The sequence below is a fragment of the Dietzia lutea genome, from assembly GCF_003096075.1.
Lineage (GTDB): Bacteria > Actinomycetota > Actinomycetes > Mycobacteriales > Mycobacteriaceae > Dietzia > Dietzia lutea.
Map to the genome: position 1 here is coordinate 2,107,817 of NZ_CP015449.1, position 20,993 is coordinate 2,128,809.

Genomic DNA, 20,993 nt, shown 5'->3' on the forward strand with positions numbered 1-20,993 from the left:
CGTCAGTAGCGGTCCTGTCCGCCCCCGGAACGCCCCCGGAACCCTCCGACGCCGCGACGCTCGTCGTCGCCGCGGCGGAATCCGCCCCGGTCGTCGCGCCGGTGGTCCCGGCGATCCCCGTGCCGCTCGCTGCGGCGATCGGAGTAACCACCGCGGTCACCGCGGTCGTCGCGCCGGTGGCCTCCGCCGCGCGGCTTCCCACCCCGGTCGTCCCGGAAGGAGGAGGGCCGTCCCGCCGGCGCACCGCTGTCGGGTCGGATGTCGATCTCGGCACCGCCGACCCGGATGCCCTTCATCGACTCGAGCTGATCCGACGGCAGGCCGGCGGGCAGCTCAACGATCGAGTGGTCGAACCGAATCGAGATGCGCCCGATGTCACCGCCGCTGAGGCCGGCCTCGTTGGCCAGCGCGCCCATGATGGAACCGGGCTTGACGTTGTTCCGCTTGCCCACGGCGATCCGGTACTGGGCCATGTCCTTGCCCGAGCGCGACGGCCGCGGCCCGTCGGAGAAGTTCCGCGCGGGACGGTCGCGTCGGTCGCCCCCGCGGTCGTCCTGCCGCTCACGCCGCTGGGGACGCTCCGGCTCACGCATGAGGAACTCGTCCGAGTTGCGGGACTGGGTCGCCAGTGCGGCGGCGATGTCGGCCATCGAGACGGAGTGCTCGGACGCGTATTCCTCCACGAGGCGGCGGAACAGCGCGATGTTGGGGTCGTCGAGACTCTCGGTGATCGACTGTGCGAACTTGGCCATCCGCATCTCGTTGACGTCGTCGACACTGGGCAGCTGGACCTCGGTCAGCGGCTGCCTGGTCGCCCGCTCGATCTGGGACAGCAGTCGACGTTCGCGGGGGGTGACGAACAGCAGCGCGTGCCCGCTCCGGCCGGCGCGGCCCGTGCGGCCGATGCGGTGGATGTACGACTCGGTGTCGTGCGGGATGTCGTAGTTGACGACGTGGCTGATGCGCGGCACGTCGAGGCCGCGGGCGGCGACGTCGGTCGCGACGAGAATGTCGGTGCGCCCGTCCTTGAGTGCCTCGATGGTGCGCTCGCGGAGGTTCTGGGGGATGTCGCCGTTGATGGGGGCGGCGGAGAAACCACGTGCGCGCAGCCGCTCGGCGAGTTCCTCCGTCGCCGACTTCGTCCGGACGAACATGATCATCGCGTCGAAATCCTCGACCTCGAGGATGCGGGTCAGGGCGTCGAGCTTGTCACGGTGGTTGACCAGGACGTAGCGCTGCTGGATGGTCGGCGCGGTCGACGTCTTGGAGGCGACCTTCACCTCGGTGGGATTGGTGAGGTACTTCTGCGAGATCCGTCGGATCGCGGACGGCATCGTCGCCGAGAACAGCGCGACCTGAGTGCTCTCCGGGGTGTCCGAGAGGATCCGCTCGACGTCCTCCTGGAAACCCATCGCGAGCATCTCGTCCGCCTCGTCGAGGACGAGGTGCCGCAGGCCCGAGAGATCGAGCGTGCCCTTCTTGAGGTGGTCGATGACCCGCCCGGGGGTGCCGACGATGATCTGCGCGCCCCGCCGGAGCCCCGAGAGCTGGATCCCGTAGGCCTGACCGCCGTAGATGGGCAGGACGTTCACCTGGGGCATGCCCGCCGAGTAGGTGACGCACGCCTCGGCGACCTGGAGCGCGAGCTCGCGGGTCGGCGCCAGGATGAGAGCCTGGGGGCTCTTCACCGCCGGGTCGATCAGCGAGAGGATGGGCAGCGCGAACGCGGCCGTCTTACCGGTACCGGTCTGGGCGAGCCCGACGACGTCCCGTCCCTCGAGGACGAGCGGGATGGTGGCCGCCTGGATGGCGGACGGCACCTCGTAGCCGACGTCCCGGACCGCCTTCGCGACGGCGGGCGCGAGACCCATGTCCGCGAAGGTGACCGCGGCGTCCTCGGCGGGAGCCTCGTCGCGGGGGGCGTCGTCGCGGGATCCGGCGGGCGCGGCTGCGGGCGTTTCGGGCGTGCTGGCGTCGGTGTCGACCTCGTCGCCGGCGGTGGCGGTACGGTCCTCGTCGTTGTTCTCCATGAGGCCTTACATGCTACGGCCTGCGAGGTCTGTTGAGCGACACGGCTTGCGCAGGTCACTCCCCCGCGGTCACCCTGTCGGCCGCCTGCCGGGGCTCCCTGGCCACGACCCAGGGCACCACCGCCGCCAGGAGGAGGACGCCGGAGACCGCGAAACCCGTCGCGTAGCCCAACCGGTCCACCACCAGACCCACGACCACGGGGCCCAGGATCGCCCCGGAGTCACTCGCCATCTGGAACGTGGCCAGCACCTTGCCGCCGGCGCGGTCGGCGCCGATGACGTCGGCCACCGCCGCCTGCTGCGCCGGGTTGAGGATTCCCGCGCCCATGCCCGCGACCACCGACGCCGCGACGAGGAGCGGAACGGTGTCGCACCACCCGAGGGCAATGGTCGTGACGCCGGAGACGACGAGACCGATGATCACCATCGGCCGTCTCCCGAAACGGTCCGACAGTCTGCCCGCCACCGAGACCACGGAGGCCGTGCCGACGGCGAAGGATGCCAACGCGGTACCCGCGATGCCGGCGCCGGCATCGAAATTTGCCGCGGCGAACAGCGGGATGATCGCCACACGGACCCCGAACGAGGTCCAGCCGTTGACGAAACTGGAGATCAGCGCGGCACGGTAGCCGCTGTGACGCAACGCCTCGCCGACGAGCAGTGGCTCCTGCTCGGGAGTGTCGTCATCGGGTGAGCGTCGACGACCCCCGCGCAGGAAGACGGCCACCACACCGGTCGCCACGAGCAGGGTTCCGGCGTACACGAAGAACGGGACGCGCATCCCGAACTCCGCCAGCAGTCCGCCCAGCACGGGCCCGCCGATGTTGCCGATGAGGAACGCGGTCGCGTAGAGCCCGGCGATCCGTCCCCGCTCGCCCGGCGGTGAGAGCCTCGTCAACAGCGCCATCGCGGAGATGGTGAACATCGTGGATCCGAGGCCGCCGAGGCCGCGGAAGACCAGAAGCTGCCAGTAGGACTGCGCCAGGCCGGTCGCCAGGGTGGAGACAACGACGATGAGCAGGCCGGTCATGTAGACCCAGCGTTCGCCCATCCGGTCCACGAGGAACCCGCCGGCGGGCGCGAACACCAGTCGGAAGAAGGCGAAGGCGCTGACCACGACCGAGGCGGCGGCGACGGACACGTCGAAGTCGCGGGCGAACTGCGGCAGCACCGGCGCCACGAGTCCGTACCCGATCGCGACCGCGAACGCGGCCACGACGAGGACCCAGATGTCCGCGGGAAGGCGGGTCCGCGGCGCGGACCGCGCGGCGTGGCGGTCCTGCGTCGTACCCCTCACGCCGACCGGAGGACGCGCGCGAGCACGTCGGCACCGAAGTGCAGCGCGTCGACGGGCACCCGTTCGTCGACGGCGTGGAAGTGTCCGAACACGTCGAACTCGTCGGGTACGCGCAGCGGGACGAAGCCGTATCCGTCGATCCCCAGCTCGGCGAGATGCTTGTTGTCGGTGCTGGCCGGCAGAAGGTACGGCACCACCAGTGCGTCCGGATCCGACTCGCGGACGGCCTCGCCGATCACGTCGACTAGGGGGGCGTCCGCCGGGGCCGCGATGGGCGGCTGCCAGATCCACTCGACCGACACGTCGGGGCCGAGCTCCCGCTCCACCTCCGCGCGGAATGTCTCCTCGCCGCCGGGCAGGACACGGCAGTCGATCTCGGCGTGCGCCTCGGTCGGGATGACGTTGGTCTTGTACCCGGCGGAGAGGACGGTCGGCGACGCGGTGTGCGACAGGGAGGCGGCGACGAGCGGGCCGAAGTGGCCGAGGACCTCGAGGCGGTCCGGTAGCTCCGCGACGTCCCCGCTGCCGCCGGCGATACGGCCGACAGTCGCGGCGAGCGCGGTGTTGGCCTCGGTGGGTTCCACCGGGAAGTCGATGCCGGCGACGCGGTGGACCGCTCCGGCGACGGCCGCGACGGCGTTGTCGGGCGTGGGGCGCGAGGCGTGTGCGGCGGCACCGTGCGCGGTCACCTTCGCCCAGGCCACGCCCTTCTCGGCGATCGCGATGGGGTACAGACGACGCCCTGCCACCGGCACCGACCATCCGCCGACCTCGCTGAGCGCCTGGGTCATGCCGTCGAAGAGCTCGGGGCGCTCGCGGACGATCCACTTGGCGCCCATGATGCCGGCCGCCTCCTCGTCGGCGAAGAAGGCGAGCAGCAGGGGGCGGCGGGGAACGATCCCCTCGCGGCGGTAGTGGCGGACCACGGCGAGGATCATGCCGATCATGTTCTTCATATCGACGGTCCCGCGGCCGTAGAGCCAACCGTCCCGGATCTCCCCCGCGAAGGGCGGGACGGACCAGTCCTCGGCGACCGCCGGCACGACGTCGACGTGACCGTGCACGACGAGCCCACCGGCCTGCGGGTCCGCACCCTCCACCCGTGCGAACAGGCTGCCTCTGCCGGGCACCGACTCCACGAGCTCGCTGTCGATACCGACCTCACGGAGGTACTCGGCGATCCGCCGACAGACACGGGTCTCGCCGTCGCCGATCGTCGCCGGGTCGCCGGTGTTGGTCGAGTCGATGGCCACGAGGTCGGCCGTGATCGAGACGGCCTCCGCGCGCATCCGCTCCCGGGCCTCGTCGGACATGTCGTGGGCGTCGGTCATCCGAAACACTTCCCTTCACCACGGTAGGTGGGCCAGCGGTCCACGAGGGCGGGCCCGTCAGCAGTCTCGTCCACCACGTGCAGCGTGTCGAACCGCTCGCACAGCTCACCCGCCTTGGCGTGCCTCCACCAGGCACGTCCGCCGATGGCCACCTCCCCGCGCACGGGCGTCTGGACCTCTCCGGCGCCCTCCCGGCCGAGGTATCTCATCCCCGCCGGAGCGACGGGCACGGGCAGGCGATCGTCGCCCGGTGCGCCCGAGGCGACGTAGCCCCCGTAGAGGAACGCGGTCAGTCCGGGACCGGGCCTCCGCACGGCGGGCAGTGCGAACATCAGGGCCGGCCGTGGCGTGAAGGACCGGTAGGCGTCGAACAGCGCGGGCACGTAGAGCCCCGAGCCGGCGGTGACCTCGGTGACGGCGGGCGCCGCCGCGCTCTCGGCGACCGACCCCGAGCCGCCGGAGTTGACGATCTCCGGCCACTGGCCGGTGATGTCCGCGATGACCTCGGCGACCGACCGGCGTACTTTCTGGAGCCGACGCATCGACAGACGCTTGACCACGCCGACCCCGGGGACGTCGTCCGGCACCCCTGCGACCTGCGCCTCGTAGAACATCGCGCCGACCACGCGGAACCCCTCGCCGGTCGCGTGACGCACCAGGGGTGCCACGTCCTCCGGGCCGCGGAGGGGGGATCGCCGGACCCCGAGGTGGACCGGGCCCAACCGCAACGACGAGTCGACGTCGATGCACACCCGCGCGCCGCCCGCCCCGGCCTCGCGGGCGATCTCCAGCTGCCGTGGGTGGTCGATCATGAGGGTCACGGAGTCGAGAGCCGCCGCGTCCGCACCGAGGCGGCCCAGGGTCGCCCGGTCGACGGTGGGGTACCCCATGAGGACGTCGTCGCACCCCGAGTCGACGAGCCACAGCGCCTCGGCGAGCGAGTACGCCATGACGCCGCGGACCGCATCGTCCCCGAGCAGGTCCGCGCCGAGGACCTCGCGGAGCACCCCACGCGACCGCACTGATTTGGTGGCGATGCGGATCCTGGTGCCCTTTGCCCGCCTGCGCAGGTCCCGCAGGTTCTGCCGCAGACTCGGCAGGTGCAGCGCGGCGAGCGGCGCGTCGATGCCGGCCGTCGCGGCGTCCAGGTCGCCGACGACCGCGAGCGGGTGGGCCCGGGCCGGGCTACGCACCGTCGGCGGGCCGCGCGTCCCGGACGATGAGGTCGACCGCGCGGTGCAACAGGTCGTTGGCCTCGTCGTCGTCCCGGTAGATCTGCCAGCGCAGGCTGACGCCGGTGATGATCGAGAGCACCACCCGCACCATGTCGTCGAGGCCCATCCCCCACCGGACGCCGGCGGAGTCGGCGGTGCGTTCGAGCACCGACCGCACGATCGCCTCGTTGGACTCCTGCTGGTTCCGGGCCAGTCCGACCTCGGGGAGCCCGTGGGTCCGGAGAGAGTACGAGACGATCTCGTAGGTGAGCAGCTGTCGGTCGGGCGAGGCCGAGATCACGGCCCAGACGAGGTCGATCGCCTCGTACAGCCGGCGGCGGAGGCCCTCCGTCCCGCGAGCGCCCGAATCGAAGTCGACGCTCACGAACGCCCGCGCGGCCTGGTGGACCTCGGAGTTCACCGCACCGATCACCTCGCGGAGGAGTTCCTCCTTGTCGGTGTAGCAGTAGTGGACGACACCGAGGGAGACGCCCGCACGCTCGGCGACGCCCCGCACGGTCACCGCCCCCAGGCCGTCGTGCTCGGCGATCTCCAGCGCGGCCTGGAGGAGCTGCGCCCGGCGCTGATCGGCAGGTAGTCGTCTGGTCACCCGTCCATGGTACGACGGCGAGGAGGGAGTAGACACCGATAACAGGCCTCTGCTCCCCCGGCCGTCCGGACCTCCGCCGAATCTTCAGGTCGATCGTCCAGGACGGCTCCCGGTCCGGCCGCCCGCCGGTATTCTCTCCAGCCATGACGACCTCGGTGGCCCCCTGGCAGAACTGGGCCGGCAACGTGCTGGCGACCCCGTCGGAGCGTCGGGCCCCCACTACGGTCGCCGAGGTGAGCGACGTGGTGACCGCGGCGGCGGAGCGTGGCGACCGGGTCAAGTGTGTCGGCGCCGGACACTCCTTCACCCCGGCCGCGACGACCGACGGGGTGCTGGTGTCCCTGGACGACCTCACCGGGATCGAGTCGATCGTGCCGACCCGCGACCCGGCCGGCCGGGTCGACGGTGCCGACGTGACCGTCTGGGCCGGGACCCGCCTGCACCGCCTCGGCCCGCTGCTCTGGGACCTCGGGTTGGCGCAGCAGAACCTCGGGGACTTCGCGGAGCAGTCGCTCGCCGGCGCCGTGTCCACCGGGACCCACGGCACCGGGTGCGGGGCGCAGGGGCTCCCCGCCACCGTCGTCGGGCTGCAGCTCGTCACCGCCGACGGCTCCGTCCTCTCCTGCTCGCCGACCTCGCATCCGGAGGTCTTCGAGGCCGCGCGTCTCGGGATCGGCGCTCTGGGGATCATCACCAAGATGACGATCCGTTGCGTGCCCGCCTTCGCCCTGCGGGCCGAGGAACGCCCGTGGACGCTCTCGGCGGCTCTGCAAGATCTGGAGGGGTTCGCCCGGTCCGCCGACCACGCCGAGTTCTTCTGGTTCCCGCACACCGACGCGATCACCGTCAAACGCAACACCCGCCTGCCCGGCGACACGGAGCTCCGCCCCGTGGGCCGTGTCCGCGAGCTGGTGAGCGACGAGTTCCTGTCCAACGAGGCGTTCGACGCATTGTGCCGCGCCGCGACGCGCAGGCCGGCGCTGACGCCCCGGCTCAACCGCCTCGCCTCGCGGGCGCTGTCCGCCCGCGGGTTCACGGATCGCAGCTACCGCGTGTTCGCCTCGCCGCGGCGCGTGCGGTTTCGGGAGATGGAGTACGCGGTGCCCCTCGGGGCCGCCTCCGCCGTGCTGCGGGACCTCCGCGACACGATCGACCGGTCCGGCGTCGTCACGCCGTTCCCGGTGGAGGTGCGGTTCGCCGCCGCCGACGACGTCTGGATGTCCACGGCACACCACCGCGACGTCTGCTACATCGCCGTGCACCAGTACCATCGGATGGACCACACCGAGTTGTTCCGACTGGCCGAGTCGATTTTCCTCGCGTCGGGCGGGAGACCGCACTGGGGGAAGATGCACACCCGGACCGCCGCGGACCTGTCGACCATGGTCGAGCGCTTCGACGACTTCGTCTCGGTGCGCGACCGACTCGACCCCGATCGACTCTTCGGCAACGAATACACAGAACGTGTGCTGCCCTAGGCGCGACCCGCCCCGGGTTGCGTACCGTGGTGGCACGAGCGGCCCGAGCCGACCGCCCACCACGACCCCCAGGAGTGAGTGACCAGTGCCCGACCGCGTCCCCGCAGAAGCCGACGTCTCCGGACCCGCCGCGGGGGTGGTGACTGCCGCACTGCGCCGGGCGATCCGAGGTCAGGCGGGCGCCGCCCGCGCCCACGTCCGCCAGCTCCGCCGGGCGCACCCCGACGAGACGCCCGCGCGGATCCGCGAGCGCCTCGACGCCCGCTTCCTCTCCGCCGTCACCGCCTCCGGTGCGGCCGTGGGGGCCACGGCCGCCGTCCCCGGGATCGGCACGATCGTCGCCTTCGGCGCGGTGGGCGCGGAGTCCCTCGTGTTCCTGGAGGCGGCCGCCTTCTACACGCTGTCGGTGGCGGAGGTCCACGGCATCGACGTCCGCGAGGGCGAGCACGAGGAACTCCTTGTCATGACCGTGATGCTCGGCGCGTCGGGGACCGCGATCCTCGCCAACGCGGTCGGCTCGTCCGGCGGCGCGGGTTCGCTGGCGAGCAGGTCGCTGCACGTGCCCGGCCTCAAGGAGATCAACCGCCGCATGCTGAGTCGTTTCGTCCGCAAGTTCGCCGTCAAGCGCGCCGGATTGGCCGTGGGCAAGCTCGCGCCCGCAGGGCTCGGGGCGGCGGTCGGCGGCTGGGGCAACCGGCGCCTCGGACGGACGGTCGTGGACACCGCCGACGCGACCTTCGGCGCGCCACCGACGGCCTGGCCCACCCCATGAACCCACGGTGACGGGCGAGTGGCATCCCCCTGTCAGGTGAGATCGGAAAGCCCCGATCGGGCAGACGGTCTAGCCTGGATCCATCGACGTGTGAAACCCACCACAGAACCAGAGAGGCACCACAAGATCGTGAGCAACAACGTCTCACAGTTCGGACAGAACCAGTGGCTCGTAGACGAGATGTACGAGCGGTTCGCCAAGGACCCGTCCTCTGTGGACGAGTCCTGGCACGAGTTCTTCAAGGCCAACCCGGAGGCCGCCTCCTCCTCCGGGTCCGGCTCCACCAACGGCACCGCCCCGCGCGGATCGGGCGGGGCCGGAGACCGGGCGCGATCCGGCGGTGAGACACGTGCGACGTCGAAGCAGGCGGACAAGGCTGGCAAGGCCGACAAGGCGAACGAAACGGCCGCCCCCGCGAAGTCCGAGTCCTCGGCGAAGTCGGGCAAGAAGGCCTCGGAACTGACCGTCGACGACGTCATGCCGACGGCGTCCGCCGAAGACGTCGCGGCCAAGCCCGACGCCGACGCGTCACCCCGTCGCAAGGCGCGTGGCGAGGGCGTACCCGCCCCCGGAGGCGCCGCGGAGACGAGTAAGAAGTCTGAAAAGCCCGCGGTCGGCAAGCCCTCCCGGCCGCAGTACGCGCCCCCTCAGGAGACGGAGACCAAGGCGCTGCGCGGGGCGGCCAACGCGATCGTCAAGAACATGAACGCGTCGCTCTCGCTGCCGACCGCGACCTCTGTCCGCGCGGTCCCGGCCAAGCTGATGATCGACAACCGGATGGTCATCAACAACCACCTCAAGCGCACGCACGGTGGGAAAATCTCCTTCACACACCTCATCGGGTACGCGATGGTGCAGGCCATCAAGGTGTACCCGAACATGAACAACCACTACGAGGAGATCGACGGCAAGCCGCACGCCGTCACCCCGGCGGGGATCAACCTCGGACTGGCCATCGACATGAAGACCAAGGCCGGTCGCTCGCTCGTGGTCGCGGCCATCCGCAACTGTGAGGCGCTCGACTTCCGCGGCTTCCTCGACGCCTACGAGGACATCGTCGCCCGCGCCCGCGAGGGCAAGCTGACGATGGACGACTTCTCGGGCGTCACCATCTCGCTGACCAACCCGGGCGGTATCGGCACCGTGCACTCGGTGCCCCGCCTGACCGTGGGACAGGGCGCGATCATCGGTGTGGGCGCCATGGAGTACCCCGCCGAGTTCCAGGGTGCCAGCGAGGAGCAGCTGGCCAAGAACGCCGTTGGCAAGATCACCACGTTGACCTCGACCTACGACCACCGGATCATCCAGGGCGCAGAGTCCGGCGAGTTCCTGCGTGAGATCCACCGCCTGCTCCTCGCGGACGAGTTCTACGACGAGATCTTCGACGTCCTCGGCATCCCGTACGAGCCCGTCCGGTGGCGCCAGGACATCACCGATCCCCGCGTCGACAAGGACGCCCGCGTCCTCGAGCTCATCGCCGCGTACCGCGATCGCGGCCACCTCATGGCCGACATCGACCCGCTCGACGGGAAGCACGCGCAGCGGCGCCGCACCTTCCACCCGGATCTCGACGTCAACTCGCACGAGCTCACCCTGTGGGACCTCGACCGCAAGTTCTCCGTCGGTGGATTCGTCGGCAAGGACAAGATGCGTCTGCGGGACGTGCTGGCCGCGCTGCGCGCCGCCTACTGCCGCAAGATGGGGATCGAGTACACCCACATCCTCGAGAACGAGCAGCGCCAGTGGATCCAGGAGCGCATCGAGGGGGTCGACGACAAGCCGACCGTCGCCGAACAGAAGTACATCCTGTCCAAGGTCAACGCCGCCGAGGCCTTCGAGACCTTCCTGCAGACCAAGTACGTCGGTCAGAAGCGATTCTCCCTCGAGGGCGCCGAGTCCGTCATCCCCATGATGGACGCGGTCATCGACGAGGCCGCCGAGTTCGGCCTCGACGAGGTCGTCATCGGCATGCCGCACCGCGGTCGCCTCAACGTGCTCGCCAACATCGTCGGCAAGCCCTACCGCCAGATCTTCACCGAGTTCGAGGGCAACATGGACCCCTCGGCCGCGCACGGGTCGGGCGACGTGAAGTACCACCTCGGCGCCGAGGGCATCCAGTACCAGATGTTCGGCGAGAACGAGATCAAGGTCTCGCTCACGGCCAACCCGTCCCACCTCGAGGCGGTCGACCCGGTTCTCGAGGGCATCGTCCGCGCCAAGCAGGACCTCATCGAGGACCCGGAGTGGCGCGCCGAGTACCCCGTCGTGCCGCTCATGCTGCACGGTGACGCCGCGTTCGCCGGCCAGGGTGTCGTCGCGGAGACGCTCAACCTCTCCCAGATCGACGGCTACCGCACCGGTGGGACGATCCACATCGTGGTCAACAACCAGATCGGGTTCACCACCGCCCCCGAGGCCGGCCGCTCCAGCCAGTACGCCACGGACGTCGCCAAGATGATCGGCTCGCCGATCTTCCACGTCAACGGCGACGACCCCGAGGCGTGCGTGCGGGTCGCCCGCCTCGCGATGGACTTCCGTCAGCAGTTCAAGAAGGACGTCGTGATCGATCTCGTCTGCTACCGCCGTCGCGGGCACAACGAGGCCGACGACCCGTCGATGACCCAGCCGCGGATGTACGAGGTGATCGACGGCAAGAAGAGCGTGCGCCAGTCCTACACCGAGGATCTCGTCGGTCGTGGCGACATCACCGAGAAGGAGGCGGAGAACGCCCTCCGCGACTTCCAGGGCCAACTCGAGCGCGTCTTCAACGAGGTCCGCGAACTCGAGAAGCACCCAGTCAAGGCGTCCGAGTCGATCCTGCCCAACCAGCCGCTGCCCAAGCGCCTGGTGACGGCGGTGGACGAGTCGGTCATCCACGCGATCGGCGACGCCTTCGGCAACCTGCCGGAGGACTTCCACATCCACTCGCGCGTGAAGCCGGTGTACGAGGCCCGTCAGAAGATGGCCTACAACGGCAACATCGACTGGGCCTTCGCCGAACTCCTCGCGATCGGCTCGCTCGTCCGTGAGGGCAAGACCGTCCGCATGGCCGGCCAGGACTCGCAGCGTGGCACCTTCACGCAGCGGCACTCGGTGGTGGTCGACAAGACCACCTCCCAGCCCTACTCCCCGCTGCAGAACCTCGAGGACGCCGAGGGCCGCTTCGAGGTGTGGAACTCGGCGCTCACCGAGTACGCGGGCGTCGGATTCGAGTACGGCTACTCCGTCGGCGACCCCGACGCGCTCGTGCTCTGGGAGGCGCAATTCGGCGACTTCGTCAACGGTGCGCAGACCATCATCGACGAGTACATCTCGTCCGGTGAGGCCAAGTGGGGACAGAAGTCCTCGGTCACCCTGCTGCTCCCCCACGGCCACGAGGGCATGGGCCCGGACCACACGTCCGGTCGCATCGAGCGGTTCCTCCAGCTGTGCGCGGAGGGCTCGATGACCGTCGCCCAGCCGTCGACTCCGGCGAACTACTTCCATCTCCTGCGCCGCCACGCCACCGACGGCATCAAGCGCCCCCAGGTGGTCTTCACGCCCAAGTCGATGCTGCGCAACAAGAAGGCCGTCAGCGCGATCGCGGACTTCACCTCCGGCAAGTTCCGGTCGGTCCTCGATGATCCGACGTTCGCGGACGGGTCCAAGGACGCGGGCGAGGTCAAGACCATGCTGCTGGTGTCCGGCAAGCTCTACTACGAGCTGGCCGCCCGTCAGGAGAAGGAGGGCCGCGACGACATCGCGATCGTCCGCCTCGAGCAGCTCTACCCGGTCCCCCACCGCCGCATGCGCGAGGCGCTGGACCACTACCCGAACCTCACCGAGGTCCGCTGGGTCCAGGAGGAGCCGGCCAACCAGGGCGCGTGGAGCTTCCTCGCGCTCGCGCTGCCGGAGCGGATCGACGACTTCCCGCCGCTCAAGCGGGTCTCGCGTCGCCCGATGGCCGCCACCTCGACCGGCCTGAGCAAGGTCCACGCCGTCGAGCAGAAGGCTCTGGTGGACGAGGCGTTCGGCTGATCCACCCGGACCGGGAACGGGGCCCGGCCGCCGATGGCGGCCGGGCCCCGTTCTCATGCGCGGCGCACCGCCGCCGGACCGGTCAGTACCCGTGCGAGTCCAACCAGTAGTTGGCCAGGGCGACCGGGGTGGCGGTACCGAACTCCACCCCCAGCAGCAGCTCACGCACGTCGTCGGTGGTCAGCTCGCCGCTGATCCGGTTGACCAGACTCAACTGGTCCTCCGAGAGCGAGCCCTTGCGGAAGACGGGCACCAGATTCTGGGCGCGAACCGCGTCCTGGTCGTCGTCCAACGTCACGATCTCCTCAGGGAGGCCCACGGGGTCGGCCGACTGGACCAGCCCCACGCCGATCTCCCCGGCGCGCAGGGCGTCGAACACCGCCCGGGGGTTCGGGCCCAGCGCCACACGACGACCGAAACCGCAGTCGTACGTCTCCCCCACGGCAGCGGCCAGTTCGCGGTCGGCGAGGGCCTCCTGCCTCGCACCGAGCGCGAACTCGCCGCACCGCCCGGCCAGGTCGGACATCGTGCGCAGTCCCCGGGTCTCCGACGTGGTGCGGGTGACCACGTACACGGGCGCGTCCTCGGCCGGCGCCGGGTCCGCGGCGGTGACCCCCTCCGGCAGCGCGGCCATCATTGCGGCGTACACCTCGTCCCCCTCGACCGCCGTGGCATCGGGATCGAACGCCCGCAGGAGCTCACCGGTGAACCCGACCGTGAAGGTCGCGTCGCCGGCGACGACGGACTCCAGGACCTCCGACCGGTTCCCGGACTGCGGTCGCGTGGTCACCCGCGAGCCGGACCGGACCAGGGCGTTGCCGTAGATGTGGCCCACGATCTCCGCCTCGCCGAACGAGGCGGTCTCGATCACCACCACCGGATCGTCCCGGTGCGCGGGCACGATCGACGACTGCGCCTGACACCCGGACAGCGCCATCGCCACCACACCCGCGAGCGCCACCGCGCCCCTCCCGGGCCGCCCCACCGTCCGCCGCACCCGATCACGTCCTTCCTCACACCGACCGCACCCGTCAGCGCGGACATCTCGACCGACAGTGTCCCAGGGCCGTCCCGGCGCCGTCACGCCGAGGCCCCGCGTGGTCGCCGTCCGGAGCTGACGGGCCGTCCGTCAGCGGGTCAGGCCGGGGTTCACAGCGGACCGGGCGGAATCGGTGACGTCGATCCCGGCCTCCGCCCACGCCTCCTCGAGTTCCGCCGCGCCCTTCATGCGGACCCACGCCGCTTCCGTGTGGGTGACCGGCACGGCCCGGAACACCCGGACGGGTGCCGAGTCACCCGGCAGCTCGACGTCCGGGATCTCGGGGGCACGCAGCACCACGGCGGTGAACGCCGCGCCGGGCCACAGCGGCTCTCCCAGGTCGATCAGTGCGCCCTCCGACAGGACCAGTCCCTCGACCGCGGGCGCGGCCGCGAGCACCGCCAGGGCGCGCACCACGCCGTCCACCCCGCCCTGCAGCACGAGGCTCAGCTCCGCGCGCGGCGCTGTCGGATCGGGCACGAGCGCCGACGGATCGCCCATCGGCTCGGCCGAACACCCCAGCGAGATGTACCGCACCACGCCGGTCTCCACGTCCACGAACCGCAGGATCCGGATCGGCGCGGCACCGAGGAACGTCACCGACGCCTCCTGCGGATCCGGTCCGTACCGCTCCTCCAGATGAGCACGCACCGCCGCCAGAACCGTCGACCCGTCCGCAGGGCCTCCCGGCAGCACTACTTCAGCCCGAGCCGGGCGAGCTCGTCGCGCACCCGCTCGGCGTTGCCGGGTTCGCACAGGACGTCGTAGCGGCCCGCGACCAGCTGGGAGGTGGACGCGAAATCCCGCTTCCCACGGGTCGCGGCGTAGGACAGCGACGCGGAGACGACGCCGAACACGGAGCCGCCGACCAGACCGGTCAGCACCACGCCCCACATGGGCTGCGTGAAGATGCCCAGGAGCAGGCCGATGAACAGGCCGAGCCACGCACCGGTCGCCAGCCCGCCCAGCAAGACCTTGGGCCAGGTCAGCCGGCCCGTGACCCGCTCGACCTGCATGAGGTCGACGCCGACGATCGTGACCTCGTGGACGGGAAAGTCCTCGTCGGCGAGGTGATCGACCGCCGCCTGGGCCTGCGCGTACGTGGGGTACGAGCCGACCACCCACCCGGTGGGCGGTGTGGGCAGGCCCGGCGTCTGGGCACCCCGGGCGCGAGCGCCCCGCGGGTTCACGGGAGTGGTCATGAGGTCCGTCCTTCCGCGTCGTCGTCCCCGGCGGTGTCCCGGTCCGAGACGGTCATCCCGGCCGCGCGGCCACGGGCGGAGACGACCAGCGCCATCTTACGGCTGGCCTCGTCGAGCATCTCGTCGCCGAACATCACCGCACCGCGGGCCCCGCCCTCCACCGAGGTTGAGCGCGCGTAGGCCTCGAGGATCGCCTCGGCCTTGTCGAACTCGTCCTGACGCGGGCTGAACACCTCGTTACCCGCGTCGACCTGCGCGGGGTGCAGGACCCACTTGCCGTCGAAACCGAGAGCCGCGGTGCGGGCCGCCGCGCGCCGGAAGCCGTCCTCGTCGCGGACCTTGAGGAACGGGCCGTCGATCGCCTGGAGACCGTGCGCGCGGGCGGCGACCAGGATCGTCATGAAGACATGGTGGTAGGCGTCGCCCGGGGCGTACCCGTCCGGCTGCTCCCCCACCGTCAGGGTGCGCATCCCGATGGAGGCCATGAAGTCGGCGGGACCGAACACGAGCGTGAGCACCCGCGGGCTGGCCGTCGCGATCGCGTCAATGTTGGTGAGACCGAGGGCGTCCTCGATCTGCGGCTCGATCCCGATGTGCCCGACCGGCAGACCCGCGGCCTTCTCCACCTGAGTCAGCACCAGGTCGAGCGCGGCGACCTCCGCCGCGGTCCGCGCCTTGGGCAACAGCAGTGCGTCGACGTGCGCACCCGCCCGACCGACGACCTCCGTGACATCACGGACCGTGTACTCGGTGTCCCAGGCGTTGACCCGCACCACCACGGTGGGCGCCGCGAACCCGCCCCGGCCGAGAGCGGCCACGAGGTTCTCGCGGGCCTCCTCCTTGGCCGGGCCGGCGACCGCGTCCTCGAGGTCCAGGAAGACCTCGTCCACAGGCAGTCCCCGCGCCTTGTCGATCATCTTCACACTGCTGCCGGGTACGGCAAGAACCGTGCGCCGCGGCCGGGCGCGCAGGTCCGCGATCGCCGAGGCGGCGTCGTCCGACGGCGCGGCCGTCGCGTGGGGGGCTGCGGTCATCGTGGGTGGCACTCCCTTACGTCCGGTACGGCGGGCGGACGCCGCCTGTCGGTGACTAGGTTGGTCTGCATGGCGAACCTCAACAAGGCCTTCGTCGCCAGGCTAGCCGGATTGTCCGTGATCGGCCCTGACGGGGACGACATCGGACGCATCCGGGATGTCGTGGTGACGATGCGCTCCGGGCACAAACCCCCGCGGGTCATCGGGTTGGTCGTCGAGCTACCCACCCGGCGCAGGATCTTCGTGCCCATGCTGCGGGTCGCCTCGATCGACCCGCGGTCGGTGTCGCTGGTGTCGGGGACCATCAACCTGCACAGGTTCCAGTCCAGGCCCGGGGAGAACCTCGTGCTGGGCGCCCTGGTGGACTCGGTCATCGGAGTCGAGCGCGACCAGCCCGCGGGCGAGCCGTCCGGTTCGCAGGGCCGCCCGACCCGGTACCAGGTCGTCGACGTGGAGATCGAACGCCAACGCTCGCGGGACTGGCTCGTGTCGCGGCTCGCTGTCCGTGAGCGCCGCGGGCGCTCTCGCCTCGGCCGACGCGGGGAGGTGTCGATCCACCCGTGGAACCGCATCAGGGGCCTGGACGACGCCATCGGGACGCCAGAGCACGGCGCCGAGAGTCTCGTGGAGCAGTACGCCGACCTCCGTCCGGCGGACGTCGCCATCGCGCTGCGCGAACTGCCGGAGGTGCGGCGTCTGGAGGTCGCGCGCACCCTCGACGACGAGCGGCTGGCCGACATCCTGCAGGAGCTCCCCCACGACGAGCAGACCGAGATCGTCACCCGGCTCGAGCTCGAGCGGGCCGCGGACGTCCTCGAGGCCATGGATCCCGACGACGTGGCCGACCTCCTCGGCGAGCTCCCCGAGAAGGACGCCGAGTCGTATCTCGAGCGGATGAATCCCGAGGACTCGTCGAACGTCCGGCGCCTGCTGACGTTCGACGCCGACACCGCCGGCGGCCTGATGACGCCCGAGCCGATCATCCTCTCTCCGCAGACGACGGTGGCGGAGGCGCTGGCGCACTGCCGCAATCCCGACCTCAGTCCGGCGCTGGCCAGTCTCGTCTTCGTCGTCCGACCGCCTACGGCCACCCCGACGGGCAAGTACCTGGGTTGCGTCCACATCCAGGCGCTACTGCGTGAACTCCCCTCGGCCATGGTCGCCGAGACTGTCGACACGAGCCTGTCCGCGCTTCGCCCCACCGACTCGGTGGACGCGGTGACCCGGTTCTTCGCCACCTACAACCTGGTGTGCGGCCCCGTCGTCGACGACGAGGGGCACCTCCTCGGAGCGGTCGCGGTGGACGACCTGCTGGATCATCTCCTGCCCGACGACTGGCGGGACATGGACCTGCACGACGACACGGAGACGGCGCGATGACCGAACCCACCGTGAGGTCGTCGCTGTCCACACCGATGACCTCCCGCCGACCCCGGATCAGCTTCGACTCCGACGCGGTCGGCCGGTACAGCGAGGCCGTCGCCCGGTTCTTCGGCACCGGCATGTACCTGCTCATCCAGACGGTCGTGGTGATCGTGTGGATCATCATCAACGTCGCGGTCGTGGCGCTGCGCTTCGACCCGTACCCGTTCATCCTGCTCAACCTGGCGTTCTCGACCCAGGCCGCCTACGCCGCGCCGCTCATCCTGCTCGCGCAGAACCGCCAGGAGGACCGTGACAAGGAGTCCGTCAAGGAGGACCGGCTCCGGGCCACCCAGACCAAGGCGGACACGGAGTTCCTCGCCCGTGAACTCGCGTCGGTCCGGCTGTCGGTGGGCGAGACGGTCACCCGCGACTACCTGCGCCGTGAGCTCGACGACCTTCGGGACTCCGTGGAACGGATCGAGTCGCTGCTGGCCGGTTTCTCCGCCTCGGACGGTAACGCCGATGGCGGGAAAACCGATCCAGACGTCAAGGGCCGGGGGTAACCTCGCCCCAGACGAAGCGTCGCGGAGGCTGTGCACGGCCGCGGCGCCGTCCGGTACGTCGTAGGGGGAGAATCTTGCGCCGAATCGCGCACACTGCAGACCGTCGGGTGTTGACCAGCGCGGCCGTCACCGTCGGAGCCATCACGGTCCTCGCGGCGGTCGGTCTGACGATCGACACGAGCCGCCCCGCCGCGCCCGACATCACGCCGCTGGCCGAGTACTCGCCGGAGCCGCCACCCGCGACGACGCCGCCTCCGCCCAGCACCGACCCCACCGCCTCGGAGCAGGCCCCGGAGCCGCCGGTCGACCCCGGCGCCGCGCACATCGAGCCGGCGACGATCCCCGACGGCCCGCTCGGGATCCCGGGCATCGCCCTGGACGCCTACCACCGCGCGACGGACCGGCTCAACGCCGAACGCCCCGCCTGCGAGATGGACTGGACCGTCCTCGCCGGGATCGGGCAGGTCGAGTCCAACCAGGGCCGCGGACTCTTCGACGTCCACGGCAACACCATCGGCCGCATCCTCGGCCCCCGGCTCGACGGATCCCTGCCGGGCACCGCCGTCATCACCGACACCGACGGCGGCAGGTTCGACGGCGACCCCGACTTCGACCGTGCCGTCGGGCCCGTCCAGTTCATCCCGTCCACCTGGGCGACGCTCGGGCGTGACGGCAACGACGACGGCGTGGCCGATCCGAACAACATCTACGACGGGGCCCTGTCCGCGGCGACGCTCCTGTGCAACCAGGGAGGGTCCATGGCGGACCCGGCGGCCCGCACCCGCGCGATCCTGGCCTACAACAACTCACTGGCGTACGTCGCCAACGTCAACGCGTGGGCGCACGGGTACGCGGTCAACGCCTTCCCGTTGCCCTCCGATCTGCCGGAGATCCACCGCCCGGAGCCCACCGTCGAGCCCCCGCGGCCGCCGGAGCACTGCCCCGAGGGCTGGGAGGGCGAGCCGACCGCTGCGCCCGAGCCCGCGGAGCCGGGAGAACCGGCACCGCCTGTGCCCGGCTGCACGGAGATCACGCCGACGCCGACGACGCCGTCCCCCACGACCGAGGTGCCGTCGACGGCGCCGACACCGACCGAGTCGTCCCCGGCCGCCGTGCCCGCGCCCGCGCCCGCACCCCCCGTCATCCCGGGGCTCCCGGTCATCGAGTTGCCCTGCATCCCGCCGTTCTGCGTACCGCCGCGCCCGGCCTGAATCGTCACCGGGTGACATGACGCCTAGACTCGGGGCATCATGAGTGCACCCAGCGAAGAATCGATCCGCGCCGCACTGGCCAAGGTCGATGATCCGGAGATCCGCAAGCCGCTCACCGAGCTCGGCATGGTCAAGGGCGTCGAGGTGGACGCCGCGACCGGTCGCGTCGATGTCGGCATCTATCTGACAGTTGCCTCGTGTCCCATGCAGGACACGATCAGCGACCGCGTCCGCTCGGCGGTGTCCGACGTCCCGGGCGTCGGCGAGGTCGCCGTCGAACTCGACGTGATGAGCGACGAACAGCGCACCGAACTACGCAAGCACCTGCGTGGTGACGCGGCCGAACCCGTCATCCCGTTCGCCCAACCCGGCAACCTCACCCGTGTCTACGCGGTCGCCTCGGGCAAGGGCGGCGTGGGCAAGTCCACCGCGACGGTCAACCTGGCGACGGCGCTGGCCTCCCGCGGCCTGTCCGTGGGCGTGCTCGACGCGGACATCTACGGTCACTCGATCCCGCGGATGCTCGGCACCGACGCCCGGCCGACCCAGGTCGAGCAGATGATCCTGCCGCCTGTGGCCCACGACGTGAAGGTCATCTCGATCGCCCAGTTCACCAAGGGCAACACCCCGGTCGTCTGGCGCGGTCCGATGCTCCACCGGGCGCTGCAGCAGTTCCTCGCCGACGTGTACTGGGGCGACCTCGACGTCCTGCTGATGGACCTGCCCCCGGGTACCGGTGACGTGGCGATCTCGATCGCCCAGCTCATCCCGTCGGCCGAGATCCTCGTTGTCACCACTCCGCAGCAGGCGGCCGCGGAGGTCGCCGAGCGTGCGGGGTCGATCGCGCTGCAGACCCGTCAGCGGATCGCCGGTGTCATCGAGAACATGTCGTGGCTGGAGCTGCCCGACGGCACCCGCATGGACGTGTTCGGTACCGGCGGCGGCGCGGACGTCGCGGCCAACCTGTCCCGCTCGGTCGGCGCACCCGTCCCACTGCTCGGCCAGGTGCCGCTCGAGCAGGCCGTGCGCGAGCACGGGGACGAGGGCACCCCGATCGTGCTGGCCGAGCCCGACTCACCGTCCGGGCGCGCGTACCGCGAGATCGCCGACGGCCTGGCCGTGCGGCCCCGGGGCCTGGCGGGCATGAACCTGGGGATCGACACCACGCGTCACCTCTGACGGATCGGCCGCCCGGGTGGTCGGCGAGGCGTGACGGCCCCCGCCGACCCCGGCCAGGGACGAGCTCCTCTCAGGGCGGCGGGGTGGCCCTCCCGGCGTCCGCCCTCAGGTGGCGTCGAGGTCCCAGACCGGACCGGAGGCCGGTGCCGCGCCGTCGGGGGCGTCCGCGTCCCGGACCGCCGCGGGCGGGTTGGCGGCCGGCGGGCGGGTCGACTGACGCGGCTCGCCCGCGGTCCCGGCGCCCACCGGGCCGGCTGCGGCGGCACCCCCCGCGCCAGCGCCTCCCGCGACGGCGGCACCCCCGGCGGGAGCGGCGGCGCCGAAGTCCCCGGTGAACAGAGAGTCGTCGCCGTCCAGCAGGTGCTTGGTGACCATGGCTCGGGGGCTCATGCCGCGTAGGTCGTTGAGCTGCTTGAGCGGCTCGCGGAACTCCTCGAAGTCGGTCCCGTAGTCGTCCCTGAGCTGTTGCTGGGCGTTGCTGGCGAACTCGCGCACCTTGCGGATCGCGGACGCCAGCCAGCGGGCGGCCTCGGGAAGGCGCTCGGGCCCCAGGACGACCAGTGCGATCACCCCGAGGACCAGGAGCTCGGACCACCCCACGTTTGTGAACATCGCAGTCAGGATACGTCGTGGCGCGCGCGAGCGGCAGTG

Annotated in this window: 16 protein-coding genes and 1 pseudogene; 7 read left to right on the forward strand and 10 right to left on the reverse strand. The window is 71.0% G+C overall.

Going from position 1 to position 20,993, the window contains the following annotated elements:
* Window positions 1-2: 2 nt before the first annotated feature.
* Genes A6035_RS09610 through A6035_RS09630 form a run of 5 tightly spaced genes read right to left on the reverse strand, consistent with a single transcriptional unit; the run spans window position 3 to window position 6,482 of the window.
* Window positions 3-2,030 (reverse strand): DEAD/DEAH box helicase, encoded by a 2,028-nt coding sequence (locus A6035_RS09610; protein ID WP_108847606.1) that lies wholly within the window; start codon window positions 2,028-2,030, stop codon window positions 3-5.
* A 55-nt stretch (window positions 2,031-2,085) separates the two neighbouring features.
* Complete coding sequence (locus A6035_RS09615) at window positions 2,086-3,327, reverse strand: MFS transporter (protein WP_108847607.1); 1,242 nt, start codon at window positions 3,325-3,327, stop codon at window positions 2,086-2,088.
* Window positions 3,324-4,658: a M20/M25/M40 family metallo-hydrolase gene (locus A6035_RS09620; RefSeq protein ID WP_108847608.1), complete on the reverse strand. Its 1,335-nt coding sequence runs from the start codon at window positions 4,656-4,658 to the stop codon at window positions 3,324-3,326. The genes A6035_RS09615 and A6035_RS09620 overlap by 4 nt, the downstream gene beginning before the upstream one ends.
* The gene (locus A6035_RS09625; RefSeq protein WP_159149338.1) at window positions 4,655-5,851 is read right to left on the reverse strand and encodes an alanine racemase; all 1,197 of its coding nucleotides are present in this window, start codon (window positions 5,849-5,851) and stop codon (window positions 4,655-4,657) included. Before A6035_RS09625 ends, A6035_RS09620 begins: the two co-directional genes overlap by 4 nt.
* Window positions 5,844-6,482 carry a TetR/AcrR family transcriptional regulator gene (locus A6035_RS09630; RefSeq protein ID WP_108847609.1) on the reverse strand — a complete coding sequence of 213 codons (639 nt, stop codon included), beginning with the start codon at window positions 6,480-6,482 and terminating at the stop codon, window positions 5,844-5,846. The genes A6035_RS09625 and A6035_RS09630 overlap by 8 nt, the downstream gene beginning before the upstream one ends.
* Before the next feature lie 143 nt (window positions 6,483-6,625).
* On the opposite strand from A6035_RS09630, the gene A6035_RS09635 reads away from it, so the two are divergent.
* The 3 genes from A6035_RS09635 (at window position 6,626) to A6035_RS09645 (ending at window position 12,749) form a co-directional block, all read left to right on the forward strand.
* A complete protein-coding gene (locus tag A6035_RS09635; protein ID WP_200836325.1) occupies window positions 6,626-7,960 on the forward strand; it encodes a D-arabinono-1,4-lactone oxidase in 1,335 nt (444 codons plus the stop codon).
* Window positions 7,961-8,045: 85 nt separating this feature from the next.
* Window positions 8,046-8,732, forward strand: coding sequence for a hypothetical protein (locus tag A6035_RS09640; protein ID WP_108847610.1), 687 nt, complete (start codon window positions 8,046-8,048; stop codon window positions 8,730-8,732).
* Window positions 8,733-8,861: 129 nt separating this feature from the next.
* Window positions 8,862-12,749, forward strand: a complete 3,888-nt coding sequence (locus A6035_RS09645) for a multifunctional oxoglutarate decarboxylase/oxoglutarate dehydrogenase thiamine pyrophosphate-binding subunit/dihydrolipoyllysine-residue succinyltransferase subunit (protein WP_108849190.1) — start codon at window positions 8,862-8,864, stop codon at window positions 12,747-12,749.
* 82 nt (window positions 12,750-12,831) lie between these two features.
* On the opposite strand, the gene A6035_RS09650 is transcribed toward A6035_RS09645, so the two are convergent.
* The 4 genes and pseudogenes from A6035_RS09650 to A6035_RS09665 form a co-directional block, all read right to left on the reverse strand.
* Entirely contained in the window at window positions 12,832-13,710 is an 879-nt protein-coding gene (locus A6035_RS09650; RefSeq protein ID WP_108847611.1) for a glycine betaine ABC transporter substrate-binding protein, read from the reverse strand.
* A gap of 168 nt (window positions 13,711-13,878) precedes the next feature.
* Entirely contained in the window at window positions 13,879-14,439 is a 561-nt protein-coding gene (locus A6035_RS09655; RefSeq protein ID WP_235026813.1) for a suppressor of fused domain protein, read from the reverse strand.
* A gap of 44 nt (window positions 14,440-14,483) precedes the next feature.
* Window positions 14,484-14,990 carry a YflT domain-containing protein gene (locus A6035_RS09660; protein WP_200836454.1) on the reverse strand — a complete coding sequence of 169 codons (507 nt, stop codon included), beginning with the start codon at window positions 14,988-14,990 and terminating at the stop codon, window positions 14,484-14,486.
* A pseudogene (locus tag A6035_RS09665) lies at window positions 14,987-16,075 on the reverse strand (HpcH/HpaI aldolase/citrate lyase family protein); the annotation flags it as partial. The gene A6035_RS09660 and the pseudogene A6035_RS09665, both read right to left, overlap by 4 nt.
* Before the next feature lie 18 nt (window positions 16,076-16,093).
* Between A6035_RS09665 and A6035_RS09670 the strand changes: the two are divergent.
* The 4 genes from A6035_RS09670 (at window position 16,094) to A6035_RS09685 (ending at window position 20,342) form a co-directional block, all read left to right on the forward strand.
* Window positions 16,094-17,404 carry a magnesium transporter MgtE N-terminal domain-containing protein gene (locus A6035_RS09670; protein WP_108847613.1) on the forward strand — a complete coding sequence of 437 codons (1,311 nt, stop codon included), beginning with the start codon at window positions 16,094-16,096 and terminating at the stop codon, window positions 17,402-17,404.
* Complete coding sequence (locus A6035_RS09675; protein WP_108847614.1) at window positions 17,401-17,952, forward strand: DUF1003 domain-containing protein; 552 nt, start codon at window positions 17,401-17,403, stop codon at window positions 17,950-17,952. Before A6035_RS09670 ends, A6035_RS09675 begins: the two co-directional genes overlap by 4 nt.
* Window positions 17,953-18,059: 107 nt before the next feature.
* Window positions 18,060-19,163 carry a lytic transglycosylase domain-containing protein gene (locus A6035_RS09680; RefSeq protein ID WP_235026812.1) on the forward strand — a complete coding sequence of 368 codons (1,104 nt, stop codon included), beginning with the start codon at window positions 18,060-18,062 and terminating at the stop codon, window positions 19,161-19,163.
* Window positions 19,164-19,202: 39 nt separating this feature from the next.
* Window positions 19,203-20,342, forward strand: a complete 1,140-nt coding sequence (locus tag A6035_RS09685) for an Mrp/NBP35 family ATP-binding protein (RefSeq protein ID WP_108847616.1) — start codon at window positions 19,203-19,205, stop codon at window positions 20,340-20,342.
* Window positions 20,343-20,447: 105 nt separating this feature from the next.
* Here the strand turns inward: A6035_RS09685 and tatB are convergent, their stop codons facing one another.
* Window positions 20,448-20,954 carry a Sec-independent protein translocase protein TatB gene (gene tatB / locus A6035_RS09690; RefSeq protein WP_108847617.1) on the reverse strand — a complete coding sequence of 169 codons (507 nt, stop codon included), beginning with the start codon at window positions 20,952-20,954 and terminating at the stop codon, window positions 20,448-20,450.
* Window positions 20,955-20,993: the final 39 nt, after the last annotated feature.